This is a genomic window from Pseudomonas sp. AC229 (assembly GCF_979254655.1).
The window spans coordinates 96,244-110,143 of sequence record NZ_CEEDHK010000011.1; the positions used below are offsets into that span (position 1 = coordinate 96,244).

General features: G+C 61.1%; 13 protein-coding genes. 5 read left to right on the plus strand and 8 right to left on the minus strand.

Annotation, left to right across the window (positions count from 1 at the left end):
- Nucleotides 1-70: 70 nt before the first annotated feature.
- The 7 genes from AC0IW7_RS16215 to AC0IW7_RS16245 all read right to left on the minus strand — a co-directional run bounded on the left by AC0IW7_RS16215 (nt 71) and on the right by AC0IW7_RS16245 (nt 6,819).
- On the minus strand, nt 71-565 hold the full coding sequence (locus AC0IW7_RS16215) for a disulfide bond formation protein B (RefSeq protein ID WP_122497483.1): 495 nt from the start codon (nt 563-565) through the stop codon (nt 71-73).
- A 185-nt stretch (nt 566-750) separates the two neighbouring features.
- Nucleotides 751-1,992 (minus strand): heme biosynthesis HemY N-terminal domain-containing protein, encoded by a 1,242-nt coding sequence (locus AC0IW7_RS16220; RefSeq protein ID WP_471819382.1) that lies wholly within the window; start codon nt 1,990-1,992, stop codon nt 751-753.
- Complete coding sequence (locus AC0IW7_RS16225) at nt 1,989-3,155, minus strand: uroporphyrinogen-III C-methyltransferase (RefSeq protein ID WP_471819384.1); 1,167 nt, start codon at nt 3,153-3,155, stop codon at nt 1,989-1,991. Before AC0IW7_RS16225 ends, AC0IW7_RS16220 begins: the two co-directional genes overlap by 4 nt.
- 16 nt (nt 3,156-3,171) lie before the next feature.
- Nucleotides 3,172-3,945: a uroporphyrinogen-III synthase gene (locus AC0IW7_RS16230; protein WP_471819385.1), complete on the minus strand. Its 774-nt coding sequence runs from the start codon at nt 3,943-3,945 to the stop codon at nt 3,172-3,174.
- On the minus strand, nt 3,942-4,883 hold the full coding sequence (hemC, locus tag AC0IW7_RS16235) for a hydroxymethylbilane synthase (RefSeq protein ID WP_471819387.1): 942 nt from the start codon (nt 4,881-4,883) through the stop codon (nt 3,942-3,944). Before hemC ends, AC0IW7_RS16230 begins: the two co-directional genes overlap by 4 nt.
- 107 nt (nt 4,884-4,990) lie before the next feature.
- The gene (locus tag AC0IW7_RS16240; protein ID WP_471819388.1) at nt 4,991-5,737 is read right to left on the minus strand and encodes a LytR/AlgR family response regulator transcription factor; all 747 of its coding nucleotides are present in this window, start codon (nt 5,735-5,737) and stop codon (nt 4,991-4,993) included.
- Nucleotides 5,734-6,819, minus strand: coding sequence for a sensor histidine kinase (locus AC0IW7_RS16245; protein WP_122497495.1), 1,086 nt, complete (start codon nt 6,817-6,819; stop codon nt 5,734-5,736). The genes AC0IW7_RS16240 and AC0IW7_RS16245 overlap by 4 nt, the downstream gene beginning before the upstream one ends.
- A 258-nt stretch (nt 6,820-7,077) precedes the next feature.
- On the opposite strand from AC0IW7_RS16245, the gene argH reads away from it, so the two are divergent.
- Nucleotides 7,078-8,472 (plus strand): argininosuccinate lyase, encoded by a 1,395-nt coding sequence (gene argH / locus AC0IW7_RS16250; RefSeq protein WP_471819389.1) that lies wholly within the window; start codon nt 7,078-7,080, stop codon nt 8,470-8,472.
- Nucleotides 8,473-8,536: 64 nt separating this feature from the next.
- On the opposite strand, the gene AC0IW7_RS16255 is transcribed toward argH, so the two are convergent.
- Complete coding sequence (locus AC0IW7_RS16255) at nt 8,537-9,196, minus strand: glutathione S-transferase family protein (protein ID WP_471819391.1); 660 nt, start codon at nt 9,194-9,196, stop codon at nt 8,537-8,539.
- A gap of 144 nt (nt 9,197-9,340) precedes the next feature.
- Here AC0IW7_RS16255 and AC0IW7_RS16260 point away from each other — a divergent pair, with 144 nt between their 5' ends.
- The 4 genes from AC0IW7_RS16260 to AC0IW7_RS16275 all read left to right on the plus strand — a co-directional run bounded on the left by AC0IW7_RS16260 (nt 9,341) and on the right by AC0IW7_RS16275 (nt 13,839).
- On the plus strand, nt 9,341-9,625 hold the full coding sequence (locus AC0IW7_RS16260; protein WP_471819393.1) for a hypothetical protein: 285 nt from the start codon (nt 9,341-9,343) through the stop codon (nt 9,623-9,625).
- Between the two features lie 106 nt (nt 9,626-9,731).
- Nucleotides 9,732-10,511, plus strand: a complete 780-nt coding sequence (locus AC0IW7_RS16265) for a substrate-binding periplasmic protein (RefSeq protein WP_471819395.1) — start codon at nt 9,732-9,734, stop codon at nt 10,509-10,511.
- Between the two features lie 98 nt (nt 10,512-10,609).
- Nucleotides 10,610-10,855 (plus strand): TIGR02647 family protein, encoded by a 246-nt coding sequence (locus tag AC0IW7_RS16270; RefSeq protein ID WP_471819397.1) that lies wholly within the window; start codon nt 10,610-10,612, stop codon nt 10,853-10,855.
- A gap of 137 nt (nt 10,856-10,992) precedes the next feature.
- A complete protein-coding gene (locus AC0IW7_RS16275) occupies nt 10,993-13,839 on the plus strand; it encodes a class I adenylate cyclase (protein WP_471819398.1) in 2,847 nt (948 codons plus the stop codon).
- Nucleotides 13,840-13,900 lie beyond the last annotated feature (61 nt).

Here is a 13,900-nt window from a genome sequence, read left to right on the forward strand (position 1 = left end):
CATGCGGCTTGGCCTGAGCAATCGCACAGGCCGGGAACACAGCGGCCTTGAGCCGCTGAGAAGGGTGGGGTCAGGCGCGGCGCAGGAACTGATACGCCGAGAAGATCACCATGCCGACAAAGGCCAGCAGGCACCATTCGGCGAGGCTCATGCCGAACAGTGTCCAGGTCACTTCGGCGCAATCGGCGGTGCCGTGAAGCACGCGGGAGACGAACTCCTGAAACGGCAGGTTTTGCAGCATGTAGTCAAAGTTGCTGGGCATGCACGACGCCATGGGATCGGGCGGTGTGTTCTGGATCCAGATCTGCCGGCAGGCAGCGGCGGCGCCGGCCGCTGCGGACAAGAAGGTCAGCGAGGCATATACCCGACGCCCGCCACGGCCGGGGTTGTGCAAGGCGGCCAGCAACGCAAAGGCGCCGAACGCCATCACGCACAGGCGCTGCACGATGCACAGGGGACAGGGCTCCAGGCCCACGACATGTTCCAGATACAACGCGCCGCCCATCATGGCGACGCAGGCAAGAAAGGCGAGGAAGAACAGCGAACGCGGGCTAGCCAGCGACATGACAACTCCGGAGGAGGCGAGGAAAGGCGGTACGTTAGTGGAAAGCGCCTCGCCGATACAAGCCGGCGCCGCAGTGCAACCATCGCCCTGCCGGCACCGCACGTCCGGTGGCAGGGCGCCGCGTCAGTTACGTCACGGCGCCCTACGCCTCAGGCGCTTTTATACGCGGACCCATTGTCGCGGCTTCAGACGCCAGTAGTCGCTGGAACAAGAGGCGCAGTCACCCGCCGATCCAGCAACTGCATGCCTTCTTCGTACAGCTCGTTGCTGCGTTGCAACTCACCTTGCTGCGCCAACAGGCGCGCCAATTCTGCGCACGTTTGCGGCGTACGGGCGAAGCTCAGGCTGCTTTCAAAGTACTCGCGAGCCTTGCCCCACAGGTTGTTGTGCAAACACAGACGCCCCAGGCAGAGCAGTAGCACAGGGTCGGTCGGATAAGTCTTCAACCAGCCCTCAGCAGTTTGCACTTGCTTGGCGGCATCGCGACCGCGGACCTGCCCGTAAAGCTCCACCAGGCGACTGTCGTATTGACGTGTGATGGCCGCACGTAGAACCTCTTCGGCTTCCTCCGGCGCACCCAGCACACGCAACTGCTCGGCGTACACGGCCACCAACTGCGGTTCACTGCGCTGCGCTTTGGAGAGGTGCTGCCACGCCTGCGTCAGGGGCTGCAGCGCGATTTCGCCATTGTTCAAACCGTCGGTGGCAGCGCTGGCCAAGCGGGCGCTCCAGGCTTGTTGTTCGAGGGCGCTGAGTTCGGCATCGCCCAGCACCTTGTCTTTGCGCAGGTCCGGCAACAGGGCAATCACCGCAGGCCAATCGCCGCGCTGCTGATGCACCTGTTGAAGATGCTTGAGCACCTGGCGATGGTGGGGGTGGCGGTCGCGCATGACCTGCAGCGTTTCCAATGCGGCTTCAGCTTGCCCGCGCGCTTGCTGCAACTCGGCATGGGCCAACGCAATCGCCAGCTCGGCGTGGGGTTGGCGCTCCAAGGCCTTTTCCAAGAAGCCATCGCTCTGTTCGTAGTCGCCCAATTCGTTCGCGGCACGCGCCGCACCGAGGTAATAAATCAGCGGTTGTTGCTCGCCCTCGGCCGCGCGTTGCAGGTGCCGCACCGCGCGTGCCCAGCGCCCTTCGGCGAGGTCGAGCAGCCCCTGTTCGCTGGCCAGTTGCACGCGGCGTTTGCGGTTGCGCCGCGACCATGGATTGACCACGCCGCCCGACACAAACACCAAACTCAGCAGCAAGCGAATCAGGTAAACCGCCAGCCACACCACGGCGATCAGCGCAACCGCAGCCCACAAGCTGGACTCGTAGCGGAAGTTTTTGTAGGCGATCAGCACGTAGCCGGGGTCTTCAACCACGGCCAAGCCAATCAACACGGCCGTCGCGACCAGCAACAGCAGAATCAGCAGCGCACGTCTCATGGGCTGACTTCCTCCAGCTCGTTATCAGCTGCGGGTTGATCGCTCTGGGACTGCCGCTCTTCTTGCAGTTTCTGGCTCGCGTTCTGACGCTTCTGCACGTAGGCGCGCACGGCGTCGGTGGCCGGTGTGAGGTCCGGCATCTGCACCGCCACTGGCTGACCGATGAGCTCGTCGATGCGCGCCAGCAGCGCCTGGCTGTCGGGATTCTGCGCATTGAAGTAGCTGTCGAGCACGTTGCGCGCCTGGGTCATGGCTTGGCGATAAACCTCAGGTTTGCCATTCAAGGCGGCCCATTGCGCTTGTTCCAGGGCGAGGGTCAAGGCGAGGCGAACTTGGGTCAGGCTCTGTCCGGCCAACAATGGCCGTACATTCTGGTCGGCGTGGAAGTCGATGCGGATGTAGCGCGACAGTTTTTCCAGCCACTCCGACCACCAGCCTTGGCCGTCGCCTTCGGCGGCAAAATTGAATTGCTCGCCTTTGCTGGTGAACGCCGGCACCAGCGAATTAAGCTCCGCCGCTTGCTCGCGCATGGCGCCCAGTTGCAAGAACAGGCCGGTGCGATCCAGCGCCGTAATGCCGCGCAACGCCACCAAGGCCTTGGCCAACTGTTCGCGAGCGGCATAGGAAGCGGAGTCGTCCTGGTCTCGCAGAATCTCGTCGGCGCCCTGTACCAGTACGGCGGCGCTCCCCACATCCTGCAATGCCGAGAGGCGCAACGCGGCCAAACGCAGCAAGTGCTCAGCTTCGGCCAGACGCCAATCCTGGCGGCTCGCGCCCAACACGCTTTCGACGCGCTGACTGAGCTGCTGTTGATCGCCTTGCAACTGGGCCAACAAACGGCGGCGACTTTCGAGTTCTTGAGGGTCGGGCAGCGCTGCCACGCGGTCGGTCAGGCCCTGCTCACGTTGCGATAACAATTGGGTTTGGCTGCGAGCCTGTTCGAGTTGGGACAGCTGCTCCCGATCATGGCTTTGCAGCATTCGAACCTGCCAGACGCTCCAGCCGCCGGCCGCTATACCCGCAGCGCCGATCAACAGCGCCAGGGCTGCCAGCCCCGTGCCCCGTCCTTTTGCAGGCGGCGGGGCAACCGGTTCGGTGCGGGGAGAAGTGGGCGCAGTAAGCGCAGGTTGAGTGTCATCTTTCGGGGAGGTTGCTTCGCTCACGTATCCGTCCTGTGCATCAGAGGGCAGCCGGGGCATGGTCCCGCAAAGCTGCCAGCAACGCCGCGGCACTCGCACCACGACAGTCCACAACCGCACGAGCCCCGGCGGCAGTCGCCATTTCAGCAACCCGCGGGCTCGGTACAAACAAGGGTAGCCGCGCCAGTGTCGGCCATTCGGCGCCAGCCAGAGTCAGCAGGTGTTGAAAACCCTGCCCACTGCTGACCACCAGACCATTCAAGCGTTCAGCGTAAACACGCTCTGGCAAGGCCGCCACCGCATAGTGCGGCAACGCGCGGCGATACAGTGGCAGATAATCGACCTCTACGCCTTGGCCGCGCAAGCATTCAGCGAGGGCTTCACGGCCACCCTCTCCACGCAGAATCAGTACGCGTGGTGAGGCGCTCGTGGCCAATGCGGCTTGCAATTGCGGCAGCGCCAATAAGGCTTCGCTGTCATCACCCTGTGCGGGATAGCTTACGGTCAAGCCATGCTCGGTCAGGATCTGGCCAGTGGCGGCACCAACAGTGAACCACGCGACATGCGCGGGCAGCTGCGGCCAGTAGCGGTTGAGCAAGGCCAGCCCCAGTCGAGCAGCCGGCTTGCTGACGACGATAACCGCGCAGTAGCGATCCAGGTGTTCCATCAAGCGGTGCTGTTCAGGCGATTCAGCAAGCGGCTGTATATCCAGCAATGGCAGGCTGCTGCTGAATACGCCGTGCTCGGCGAGCGTGACGGCCAGGGCCGCGCACTCTTCAGCCGGGCGGGTGAGCAGCAACCGCCAGCGGGTCACTCGGGCTTAGCCTCACCGTAGACGGCTTGCAGAATGGCGGCGGCGCCTTGTTGCAGCAGGTCTTGCGCGACGCTGACGCCCAGGGCGTTAGGGTCTTTCACCGTGCCGGTAGCTTCGGCGCGCAGCAGCAAACCGCCGTCGGGTTGACCGACCAAGCCACGCAGCCACAACTGCTCGCCTTGCAATTCGGCGTAGCAAGCAATGGGCACCTGACAGCCGCCATTCAAGGTTTTATTCAGGGCTCGTTCGGCGGTTACGCGCAGGGCGGTTTCGTGGTGATGGAGGGCGGCGAGCAGCACGTGGATATCGCTGTCAGCGCTGCGGCATTCAATGCCCACGGCGCCCTGACCGCCAGCCGGCAGGCTGTCGATGACGCTGATGCTGGAGCGAATGCGGTCGGCAAAGCCCAGACGAATCAGGCCAGCCGCAGCGAGGATGATGGCGTCGTACTCGCCGGCGTCCAGCTTGGCCAAGCGGGTGTTGACGTTGCCGCGCAGGAAGCGGATTTGCAGGTCCGGGCGCATCGCCAACAACTGGGTTTGCCGGCGCAGGCTAGAAGTGCCAACCACAGCGCCTTGAGGCAAGGCGGCGATGCTTTCGTAGGTGTTGGATACGAAGGCGTCACGCGGGTCTTCGCGCTCGCATATGCAGTAAAGGCCCAGGCCTTCAGGGAAATCCATCGGCACGTCTTTCATCGAGTGCACGGCGATGTCGGCTTCGTTTTCCAACAACGCGGTTTCGAGTTCTTTTACGAAAAGCCCTTTTCCGCCGATTTTCGACAGCGGTGAATCGAGCAGTTTGTCGCCACGACTCACCATCGGCACCAAGCTGACGACGAGCCCAGGGTGAGCCGCCTCCAGGCGAGCTTTTACGTATTCAGCCTGCCAGAGGGCCAGGGCACTTTTGCGGGTAGCGATGCGGATTTCGCGGGACGACATGACGGCTCTCGAACGGAATTAACCCGCGCATAGTAAGGCAGCCGCGCAGGTGGTGCACCCGCCGTCAGGGTGACGGGCTGCCGCAGCAGCCGTTCGGGTGAGTTAGCTCAGAGGCTGTTCATCAACTTGCGCACGCCGGCCACATGGCGGCGGCTGACGATCAGGGCGTCGCCATTCAAGCCTTTGAGGTAAAGCTGGAAATGACCGAGCGGGGTGCGCTGCAAGCGTTCGATACGCTCACGGGCCACCAGCGCGTTACGGTGAATGCGCACGAAGCGGTCACCGAATTCGTCTTCCAGGGCTTTAAGGGGTTCGTCCAGCAACACCTCACCGCCCTCGTGACGCAGGGTCACGTACTTATGGTCGGCGATGAAATAGATCACTTGATCCAGCGGAATCAGCTCAATGCCTTTACGGGTACGCGCGCTGATATGAGTACGCGGGCCGCTACCGCTGTCGGCGGCTGGACGGGTAAGCGCGACAAGCTGTACGCGATTGGGACGTTCGGCTTTTTTCAGCGCCTCGATCAAACTTTCCGGGCGTACCGGCTTGACCAGATAACCCACGGCACTGACCTGAAACGCATCGATGGCGAACTCATCGTGCGCGGTGCAGAAAATCACCGCTGGCGGCGCCTCGCGCTCGCAGAGTTTGGCGGCGACCTGCAAGCCATCCAGACCCGGCATGCGAATGTCGAGTAACACTACATCGGGTTTAAGACTATCGATCAGGGTCAATGCCTCTTCGCCATTGCTGGCACAGGGCTCCAACACTCGGTAACCATCGAGCTCACCGACCATACGGCTGAGGCGCTCGCGGGCTAGGGGTTCATCGTCGACGATCAGGACATTCATATTGCTCGGGCTTCCTGCGTGAGTCTCGCACAAGGATAGCGTAGACAGGTGAAGTGGCGCCCGTCACGGCGATCCACGCTGAGACTCGCGCGAGGGCCAAAAAGTGCCGCAAGACGCGCATCTATATTCACCAACGCTTGCTGTGTACCACGAGAGGGTTTGTGCTCACTGCCCTCCTTCTCCGGGTCATAAGGGTTGCTGACACTCAGCTCGAACACCCCGTCTTTGTAGTCTGCTTCTATGCGTACCACGCCCCCTTCGATGCGCGGCTGAATACCGTAGATCAAAGCGTTCTCCAACAATGGCTGCAAGGTGAGCTGCGGAATTGGCAGGTCGGGCGGAACATTGTCGACCTGCCACTGCAACTGTAGACGCTCACCAAGACGATATTGTTCGATAGAAAGATAGCGCTTGCTCAGCTCCAGCTCCTCACTCCACGTCACCAGGCTGCCGGGCTTGGCCAGGCTGGCGCGAAACAGATCGGATAAATCCAGCACCGCTTGTTCGGCTTTATAGGGATCAATTACCACCAGGCTGGCGATGCTATTCAAACTGTTGAAGAGAAAATGCGGACGGATCCGTGCCTGCAATGACTCGATTCTTGCTGACAGTTCCGCTTGCTGCTGTCGTCGCCATTGGCTCTGCAAGTAGAAGTAGCGTAGCAGCAGCGCCGACATGATCAGACTAATCAGCGCATGGCGCAGATACAGGTTCACCTCGCCGGTACGCGGCAACGGTCCGCCCAGGCTGTAAAAATCGGCAATGGCCGTGCAGGTCAGCGTCAGCCCTACTACCAAAAGGCAGCACAGCAGCCCCGCCAGGGCTGCGGGCAAGCGCGCCAGCAGCGGCCGCAATTGGCACATGAGGCCCGCTGAGAGCAGCACGATCCATTGCACGAAAAGCGAGGTGAGTGCCAGGCGAATCCAGTTGAAGCCTGGCTGCATCGGCTCGGCCAATACCAGCACCAGCACCAGCAGCTCGGCCAGCAGCACCAGCACCAGCAACGCTTCGGGCAGGCACAGCTCGGGCAAGAAGAATTCGCCGGGTGCGGTTTTTTTCGATTTAAGCCATGAGATACGCATCGACACAGTTTCCGGGGCGACTTGCGCGGCAGCAAGCGGGCGGGCGCTGCACGGACTAAATAAAGCAGCAAATGGCCATCGCGTCGGCAAAACTGTGACCAGCCCTACATTGCCGTCGCCCTTTGCCGACGGCGCCGGGCATATCGGCACGACTAACCGGTGCCGCGAAGTTGCTGTCTACCCTGCTATTATCCGCACACTTTTTACGCCGGCCGCTTCCCGTGGCCTCCCGTTTTGCGCACCAGCCGAGTCATTGCCATGAGCACCGAAAAGACCAACCAATCGTGGGGCGGCCGCTTCAGCGAACCTGTCGACGCCTTTGTTGCCCGCTTTACTGCCTCGGTCAATTTCGACCAGCGCCTGTACCGCCACGACATCATGGGCTCCATTGCCCACGCCACCATGCTGGCCAAGGTCGGCGTGCTCACGGCCGATGAGCGCGACGCCATCGAAAATGGCTTGAAACAGATTCAGAGCGAAATCGAGGCCGGCACCTTTGAGTGGCGCGTGGACCTGGAAGACGTGCACATGAATATCGAGGCGCGGCTGACCGACCGCATCGGCGTCACCGGTAAAAAACTGCACACCGGCCGCTCGCGCAACGACCAGGTCGCCACCGACATCCGCCTGTGGCTGCGCGATGAAATCGACCTGATCCTCAGCGAAATCACCCGCCTGCAACAAGGCTTGCTGGAGCAGGCCGAGCGTGAAGCCGGCACCATCATGCCCGGCTTCACGCACCTGCAAACCGCCCAGCCAGTGACCTTCGGGCATCATTTGCTGGCCTGGTTCGAAATGCTCTCGCGCGACTACGAGCGCCTGGTCGACTGCCGCAAACGCACGAACCGCATGCCGTTGGGTTCAGCTGCACTGGCCGGCACCACGTACCCGATTCAGCGCGAAATCACCGCCGAACTGCTGGGCTTCGATGCAGTGGGCGGCAACTCGCTGGACGGCGTGTCCGACCGCGACTTCGCCATCGAATTCTGTGCAGCGGCCTCGCTGGCAATGATGCACCTGTCGCGCTTCTCCGAAGAGCTAGTGCTGTGGACCAGCGCGCAGTTCCAGTTCATCGATTTGCCTGACCGTTTCTGCACCGGCAGCTCGATCATGCCGCAGAAGAAAAACCCTGACGTGCCAGAGCTGGTACGCGGCAAATCCGGGCGCGTATTCGGCGCGCTGATGGGCCTGCTGACCTTGATGAAAGGGCAACCGCTGGCCTACAACAAAGACAACCAGGAAGACAAAGAGCCGCTGTTCGACGCCGCCGACACCCTGCGCGACAGCCTGCGTGCGTTTGCCGACATGGTGCCGGCAATCAAACCGAAAACCGCCGTCATGCGCGAAGCCGCCCTGCGTGGTTTTTCCACGGCCACGGACCTCGCCGACTACCTGGTTCGCAAGGGCCTGCCCTTCCGTGATTGCCACGAAATTGTTGGCCATGCGGTGAAATACGGCGTGCAAACCGGTAAAGACCTGGCGGAAATGAGCCTTGAGGAGCTGCGCACGTTTAGTGAGCAGATCGAGCAGGACGTGTTCGCCGTGTTGACCCTCGAAGGTTCGGTGAACGCCCGCGACCATATCGGTGGCACAGCGCCGAATCAGGTCAAGGCTGCCGTGGTTCGCGGCAAGGCGCTGTTGGCCAGCCGCTAACCGCATTTCCCTTCTCGACCCATCGCGGCTGATCCGGCATTCCGATCAGCCGCGAGCTTTCGACTTACTTCTTGCCTCGCGCCATCGCCAAAAACTGCTCCATCTCGGCGTCTTTGTCCGCCGCCACCTTCTGCACATTCGGATTCTGCTTCAGCAGTTTGAACAGCGCGGCCGCCTGCGGAAAATCGGCCAGCACATCCGTGGCGAAGAGCTTGCCCATTACCGTGCTCGCCAAGTCCAGGCTGTACAGAAAATAAAGGTCAGCCAGGCTCAAGGTGTCACCGGCCAGGTACGGCGAAAACGCGCCGTGGCGTTTCAGGCTGGCCAGCCCAAGGTTCAAATCTTCCAAGCTTTTGGCTTTGATCGCCGGATCCACTTTGCCGCCGAAAAACGCCTCCAGGTAACAGGCGCGTGCCGGCAGTTCGATATACAGCTCAATCTCGCGCATCAGCGAACGCACGTAGGCACGCGCCTGCGGGTCGCTCGGCAGCAAAGGCTTGGCGGGGTGGGTTTCTTCCAGGTACTCGAGAATGACGCTGGTCTCGTTGATAAAGCCCTTCTCGGTTTGCAGCACCGGCACTTTGCCGCGCGGGCTGATGGCCAGAAACTCTTCGCGCTGGCCGCCGTGAACGGCGACCGCTTCGAAGGGGATGCCTTTTTCCAGCAAGGCCAGTTTCACCATGTTGTAGTAGTTGCTGACCGAAAAACCGTGCAGTTTGAGCATGACAATCTCCGTTCCTGGTGGAGTGGGCGTTGCACCTTATAAACCGTGACGAGCCAGGCGCCCAGCCGAATCCACCCCATGAATGCGTACGCCATAGCGCACGGACCGTGGCACACTGCGGCCTTGTTTTCCGAGGAGCGCGCCATGAGCGACATTGATGAGAGCGAAGAATCCTTCGCTGAAGCAACTCTGGTTCAAGCCATTGAAAATCAGCTCGAAACCGACACCCCGCCTGCCGCTAACGCCGCCTTCAACAAGCTGACGCTGGTGGGCTATCCACGTGAAGAGGCGTTGCGTTTGATGGCGCTGGTGTTGGCCTTCGAAATTGACGCCATGCTGGATGAAGACCGCCCGTTCGACACGACCTGGTACGAACAAGCCCTTCGCGCGCTGCCCGAATTACCTGAAGGTTCGGAAGACACTGACTAATACCTAAGCAGCGCTTGCCTTGACTCAGCGCAGCGGATTAGCCTCGTGGTCATAGCATCCTGCCATGGTCCCGCCCAACACTTGGGCGGTCCCCGAGCCTGAATCGATGACCCATCGCGTCTATTTCAGCAGTTGGACAACCTTGTGTGCGGCCCTGCTGGTCGCCGCCCTCGGCATTTCCCGCGCTCAGGCCGAACCCATCCAGATCGGTGCTGAAGACGACTGGTACCCGTACACAGCCCTTCGCGATGGTGAAATTTCCGGCATGTCGGTGGACATCGTCAACGCGGCCTTCGCCGCGACTGGCACGGACATTCAACTCGTCTCCTTTCCCTATACACGCTGCATGCAACTGGCCCTGCGCGGTCAGATAGTGGCGTGCTTCAACACCTCGCCCAACGCGCAAATCGCTGCCGATTACCGTTTGCCCACCCACCCCTTGTTCAGCGAATCGATTCTGCTGTGGGCGCGCAATGACAGCGCCAAGCCGGTGAGCAATCTGGATCAGTTGGCGGGCAAAACCGTGGCGGTCACCAATGGCTACGAATACGGTGCCGAGTTTGACAACGACATCCGCGTGAACCGCATCATGGTGCGCAAAGACCTCAACGGCTTTTTGATGTTGCAACGCTCGCGGGTGGATTACATGCTGGCATTTCGAGGAACCGCGCTGCAGCTGTTCGAGGAGCACCCGGAGCTGCGTGGGCAATTTATCCCGGTCATGACCGTGCACCGCCCTGATCTTTATCTATCCTTTTCCCGACACCATCCAGACGCTGAAAACCTGCTCAAACGTTTCGATCAAGGAATGCGCTTAATCGAAAGCGACGGCCGCTATCAACAGATCATCGACACCTGGAGGAACAAGCAGAACGCCGCGAAGTGAGCGGCAGCCACCCACCACCCCCTGCCCGCTAGTTGGGGTCCACGCTGCCAACGACTCAATGCTGAGCCTTGGCGCACTACAAGAAATCTGGAGCAAACATGTCATTTACCCCCGAACTGATTGCTGAGCTGGAAATTCTTGCCCTGTACAACCTTTCCAACACCAAGGAAGGCCTCAAGGTTCACCATATCGCCTCGCCCACGGCCATTGCCGCGACCCAGCGCCTGCATGACAAAGGCCTGGTGACGCTGCCAGATGGCGGCTACCTGACCAGTCTCGGGCTAGACGCCGCCCAGCATGCCCAAGACCTATTGACCATCCTCACCGTTGAAGAAGCGGCCTAACCCTCCGTGCCGCAGGCAAAGGCGGCGACCCGCTGCTTTTGCCTGCTCTGCCCCACCGCCGTAAATCGAGCCACAGCCCCCTGCCCCCGGCGTTTCGCGGCTGCTAATCTAGCCCCACCAACCGGCAAGAGTTAGCTATGACGCGCACCCAGGAAATTCGTCCCGACATTGACGAGGGTATCGACCGCAAGGTGCTGACGCAGCTGCGCGCGCGCTTTCTCCAAGTCAACAGCGGTCGCCTGGACCGCGCTATGCAAGGGTTGTCGACGCGCCAGCAACTGGTGCTCAAGCTGTTGCCATTGCTGTTTCATGTTAATCACCCACTGCTTCCCGGTTACGTTTCTGGCCAGACGCCCGCAGGCTTATCCGGCTACGAACCCGACGATGACCTGCTGAGCGAAGCCCAGCGTCTGACCCGCTCGTTCGTGTACAAAGCGCGGCGCGGCAATCCGCCTTTACCGATCCACGGTCTGTTTCTAATGGGCAGCCTCGGCACTGTCGCCCAGGCCGAGCAGAGCGATATGGACGTGTGGGTGTGCCACGCCCCAAACCTCAGCGCGCAAGAGCTGCAAGAGCTGGCGCGCAAATGCACGCTGCTGGAAGTGTGGGCAGCGACCCAGGGCGCCGAGGCGCATTTCTTCCTGATCGATCCGGCGCGCTTCACCGTCGGGGACCGCGAAGCCCACCTGACCTCCGACGATTGCGGCACCACGCAACATTACTTGTTGCTGGACGAGTTCTACCGCACCGCCATCTGGCTGGCCGGACGCACGCCGCTGTGGTGGCTGGTGCCGGTGTACGAAGAAAAACGCTATGCCGAATACACCCATCAACTGCTGAGCAAACGATTTATCCGCGCAGACGAAGTGCTGGATCTTGGCCATCTGGCGACCATTCCGCCGGGTGAATTCATCGGCGCTGGCATGTGGCAACTGTTTAAGGGCATCGAGTCGCCTTACAAGTCGGCGCTCAAATTACTGCTGACCGAGGTGTACGCCAGCGAGCACCCAAACGTTGAATGCTTGAGCCTGCGCTTCAAACAAGCCGTGTTCAGCAACCAGCTCGACCTCGACGAGCTGGACCCGTACATCGTGGTGTACCGCCGCCTTGAGGAATACCTCAGCGGCCGGGGCGAAACCGAGCGCCTGGAACTGATTCGCCGCTGCCTGTACCTCAAGGTAAATAAGAAAATCAGCAACCCGCCGCGTAACCGGCGCAAAAGCTGGCAGCGCCTCTTACTGGAAAAACTCACGGCGGGCTGGGGCTGGCAGCAGCGGCAACTGGCGATGCTCGATAGTCGCAGCCAGTGGAAGGTACGCCAGGTCAGCGCTGAGCGCCGCGTGCTGGTCAACGAGCTGACCTACAGCTACCGCTTCCTCTCGCAGTTCGCCCGCACTCAACAAGTCGCCAGCTCGCTCAACAGCCGCGACCTCGGCGTATTGGGCCGGCGCCTGTATGCCGCCTTCGAGCGCAAGGCTGGCAAAATCGAATTCATCAACCCCGGCATCGCCCCCGACCTGGCCGAAGACAACCTGACGTTGGTGTTCAACAGCGACAGCACCGATGACAGCCAATGGGCCTTATTCAACGGCAGCCTCAGCGGCCAGGAATGGCGCGACTTCGCACCACTGAAACGGGCGCGCGAACTGATTGAGCTGCTGGCCTGGTGTCACCGCAACGGCGTGATCGACAGCAGCACGCGCATCGCCTTGCACCCTGGCGACAGCGACCTGACCGAGTTCGAATTGGCCAATCTGCTCACCAGCTTGCAACAAGCTGTGCCGCTGCCGTTGCCGAGCGTAAGTGAAGATGCGCTTCTGCACAGCAGCGCGCCAAGCGAGGTGTTGTTGCTGGTTAACGTCGGTATCGACCCGCTCAAACAGCACAGCCAGCTCAACGTGCACATGACCACGGGCCGCACGGATTCCCTGGGCTATTCGGGTGTGCGCGAAAACCTGGTGTTGACCCTCGACCAAGTCAGCCTGAACAGCTGGAACGAGTTATCGGTCAGTCGATACGACGGCCCTCATGCCCTGCTTGATTGCTTGCGCGACTTTCTTAACAGCCTGCCGCCCGGCGGGGCGTTGCCTGTGTTGAAAGTGCGGTGTTTTTGTCGCAACCGCGCCCAGGCGATTGCCGAGCGTGTGGAAGAATTGTTCCGCGATATTCTTTCGCACTTCGTGGGCGAACGCGGGCAACGCTATTTGGTGCAGATTCAGCAGCAATACCACGTGCTGCAATTAACGCCCGGCCATGTCGACCATGTGGCACTGAACAACTTGCCGGCGTTGCTGGAGCAGTTGGGCAGCGAGCTGAACAGCTACAGCCCGTTGCATTTGGACCGCCATGCCTTGGAAGGTGAAGACCTGGCGATGATTCTGCCGCTGGGCCGTCCGGACTGCATTCAGGTGTTCTACCGCTTGCATGAAGATACCGCCGAGTTGACCGCGCTGGATGAACGCAACGCGCTCTGGCGCCAGCGTCTTCCGTTCCGCGATGAGCAAAGCTTGCTTACGCCGCTGCACCGTTTTCTCCAGTCGGTGCTGTACCGCCGCAACGCGCAGCTGCCGCTGGATACCGACCCGGTTTTGGCCGACACCCTGGAAATTCTGTATTACGAAGTGCTGCCGCCGGCGCCTTCCCGGGCGCAATTTCTGGAGCGCCGCCCGGCGCCCCAATCGGCGGTCAGCCATCCGTTTTACGACGTTCAGGCGATTGTCGAACCCGCCGAGCAAGGACGGGTGCACGTCACCCTGTTCTGTAACCACCGGGAATTTTCCGAGTTGGAATACGGCAATGAACTGTTCAGCGCTGTGGCCCGCCACATCCTTTCGCAACGTAGCGGCCACGAGCGTTATCCGTGTTACATCACCGACCTGGATCTGTCGCGGGTGCTTGGTGAGGGGCAAACGCAGACCATTCATTACCTGCGCTACAAAACCCGGCTGGAGGCTGCGCTCAATAGCGCCTTGCAACGTGCGTAACGTGTTGGCGCGTCGGGCTCATCGCGGCTGAAACCGCCCCCACAGTGAAAACAGTGAGCAT

What these genes read in the sequence shown, in the direction of transcription:
- AC0IW7_RS16255 (WP_471819391.1), bottom strand. Translation starts at nt 9,196, where the DNA reads ATGCTCAAACTGCACGGTTTTTCGGTCAGCAACTACTACAACATGGTG.
- hemC (WP_471819387.1), bottom strand. Translation starts at nt 4,883, where the DNA reads ATGTCGTCCCGCGAAATCCGCATCGCTACCCGCAAAAGTGCCCTGGCC.
- AC0IW7_RS16270 (WP_471819397.1), top strand. Translation starts at nt 10,610, where the DNA reads ATGTCATTTACCCCCGAACTGATTGCTGAGCTGGAAATTCTTGCCCTG.
- AC0IW7_RS16260 (WP_471819393.1), top strand. Translation starts at nt 9,341, where the DNA reads ATGAGCGACATTGATGAGAGCGAAGAATCCTTCGCTGAAGCAACTCTG.
- AC0IW7_RS16265 (WP_471819395.1), top strand. Translation starts at nt 9,732, where the DNA reads ATGACCCATCGCGTCTATTTCAGCAGTTGGACAACCTTGTGTGCGGCC.
- argH (WP_471819389.1), top strand. Translation starts at nt 7,078, where the DNA reads ATGAGCACCGAAAAGACCAACCAATCGTGGGGCGGCCGCTTCAGCGAA.
- AC0IW7_RS16245 (WP_122497495.1), bottom strand. Translation starts at nt 6,819, where the DNA reads ATGCGTATCTCATGGCTTAAATCGAAAAAAACCGCACCCGGCGAATTC.
- AC0IW7_RS16240 (WP_471819388.1), bottom strand. Translation starts at nt 5,737, where the DNA reads ATGAATGTCCTGATCGTCGACGATGAACCCCTAGCCCGCGAGCGCCTC.
- AC0IW7_RS16220 (WP_471819382.1), bottom strand. Translation starts at nt 1,992, where the DNA reads ATGAGACGTGCGCTGCTGATTCTGCTGTTGCTGGTCGCGACGGCCGTG.
- AC0IW7_RS16275 (WP_471819398.1), top strand. Translation starts at nt 10,993, where the DNA reads ATGACGCGCACCCAGGAAATTCGTCCCGACATTGACGAGGGTATCGAC.
- AC0IW7_RS16215 (WP_122497483.1), bottom strand. Translation starts at nt 565, where the DNA reads ATGTCGCTGGCTAGCCCGCGTTCGCTGTTCTTCCTCGCCTTTCTTGCC.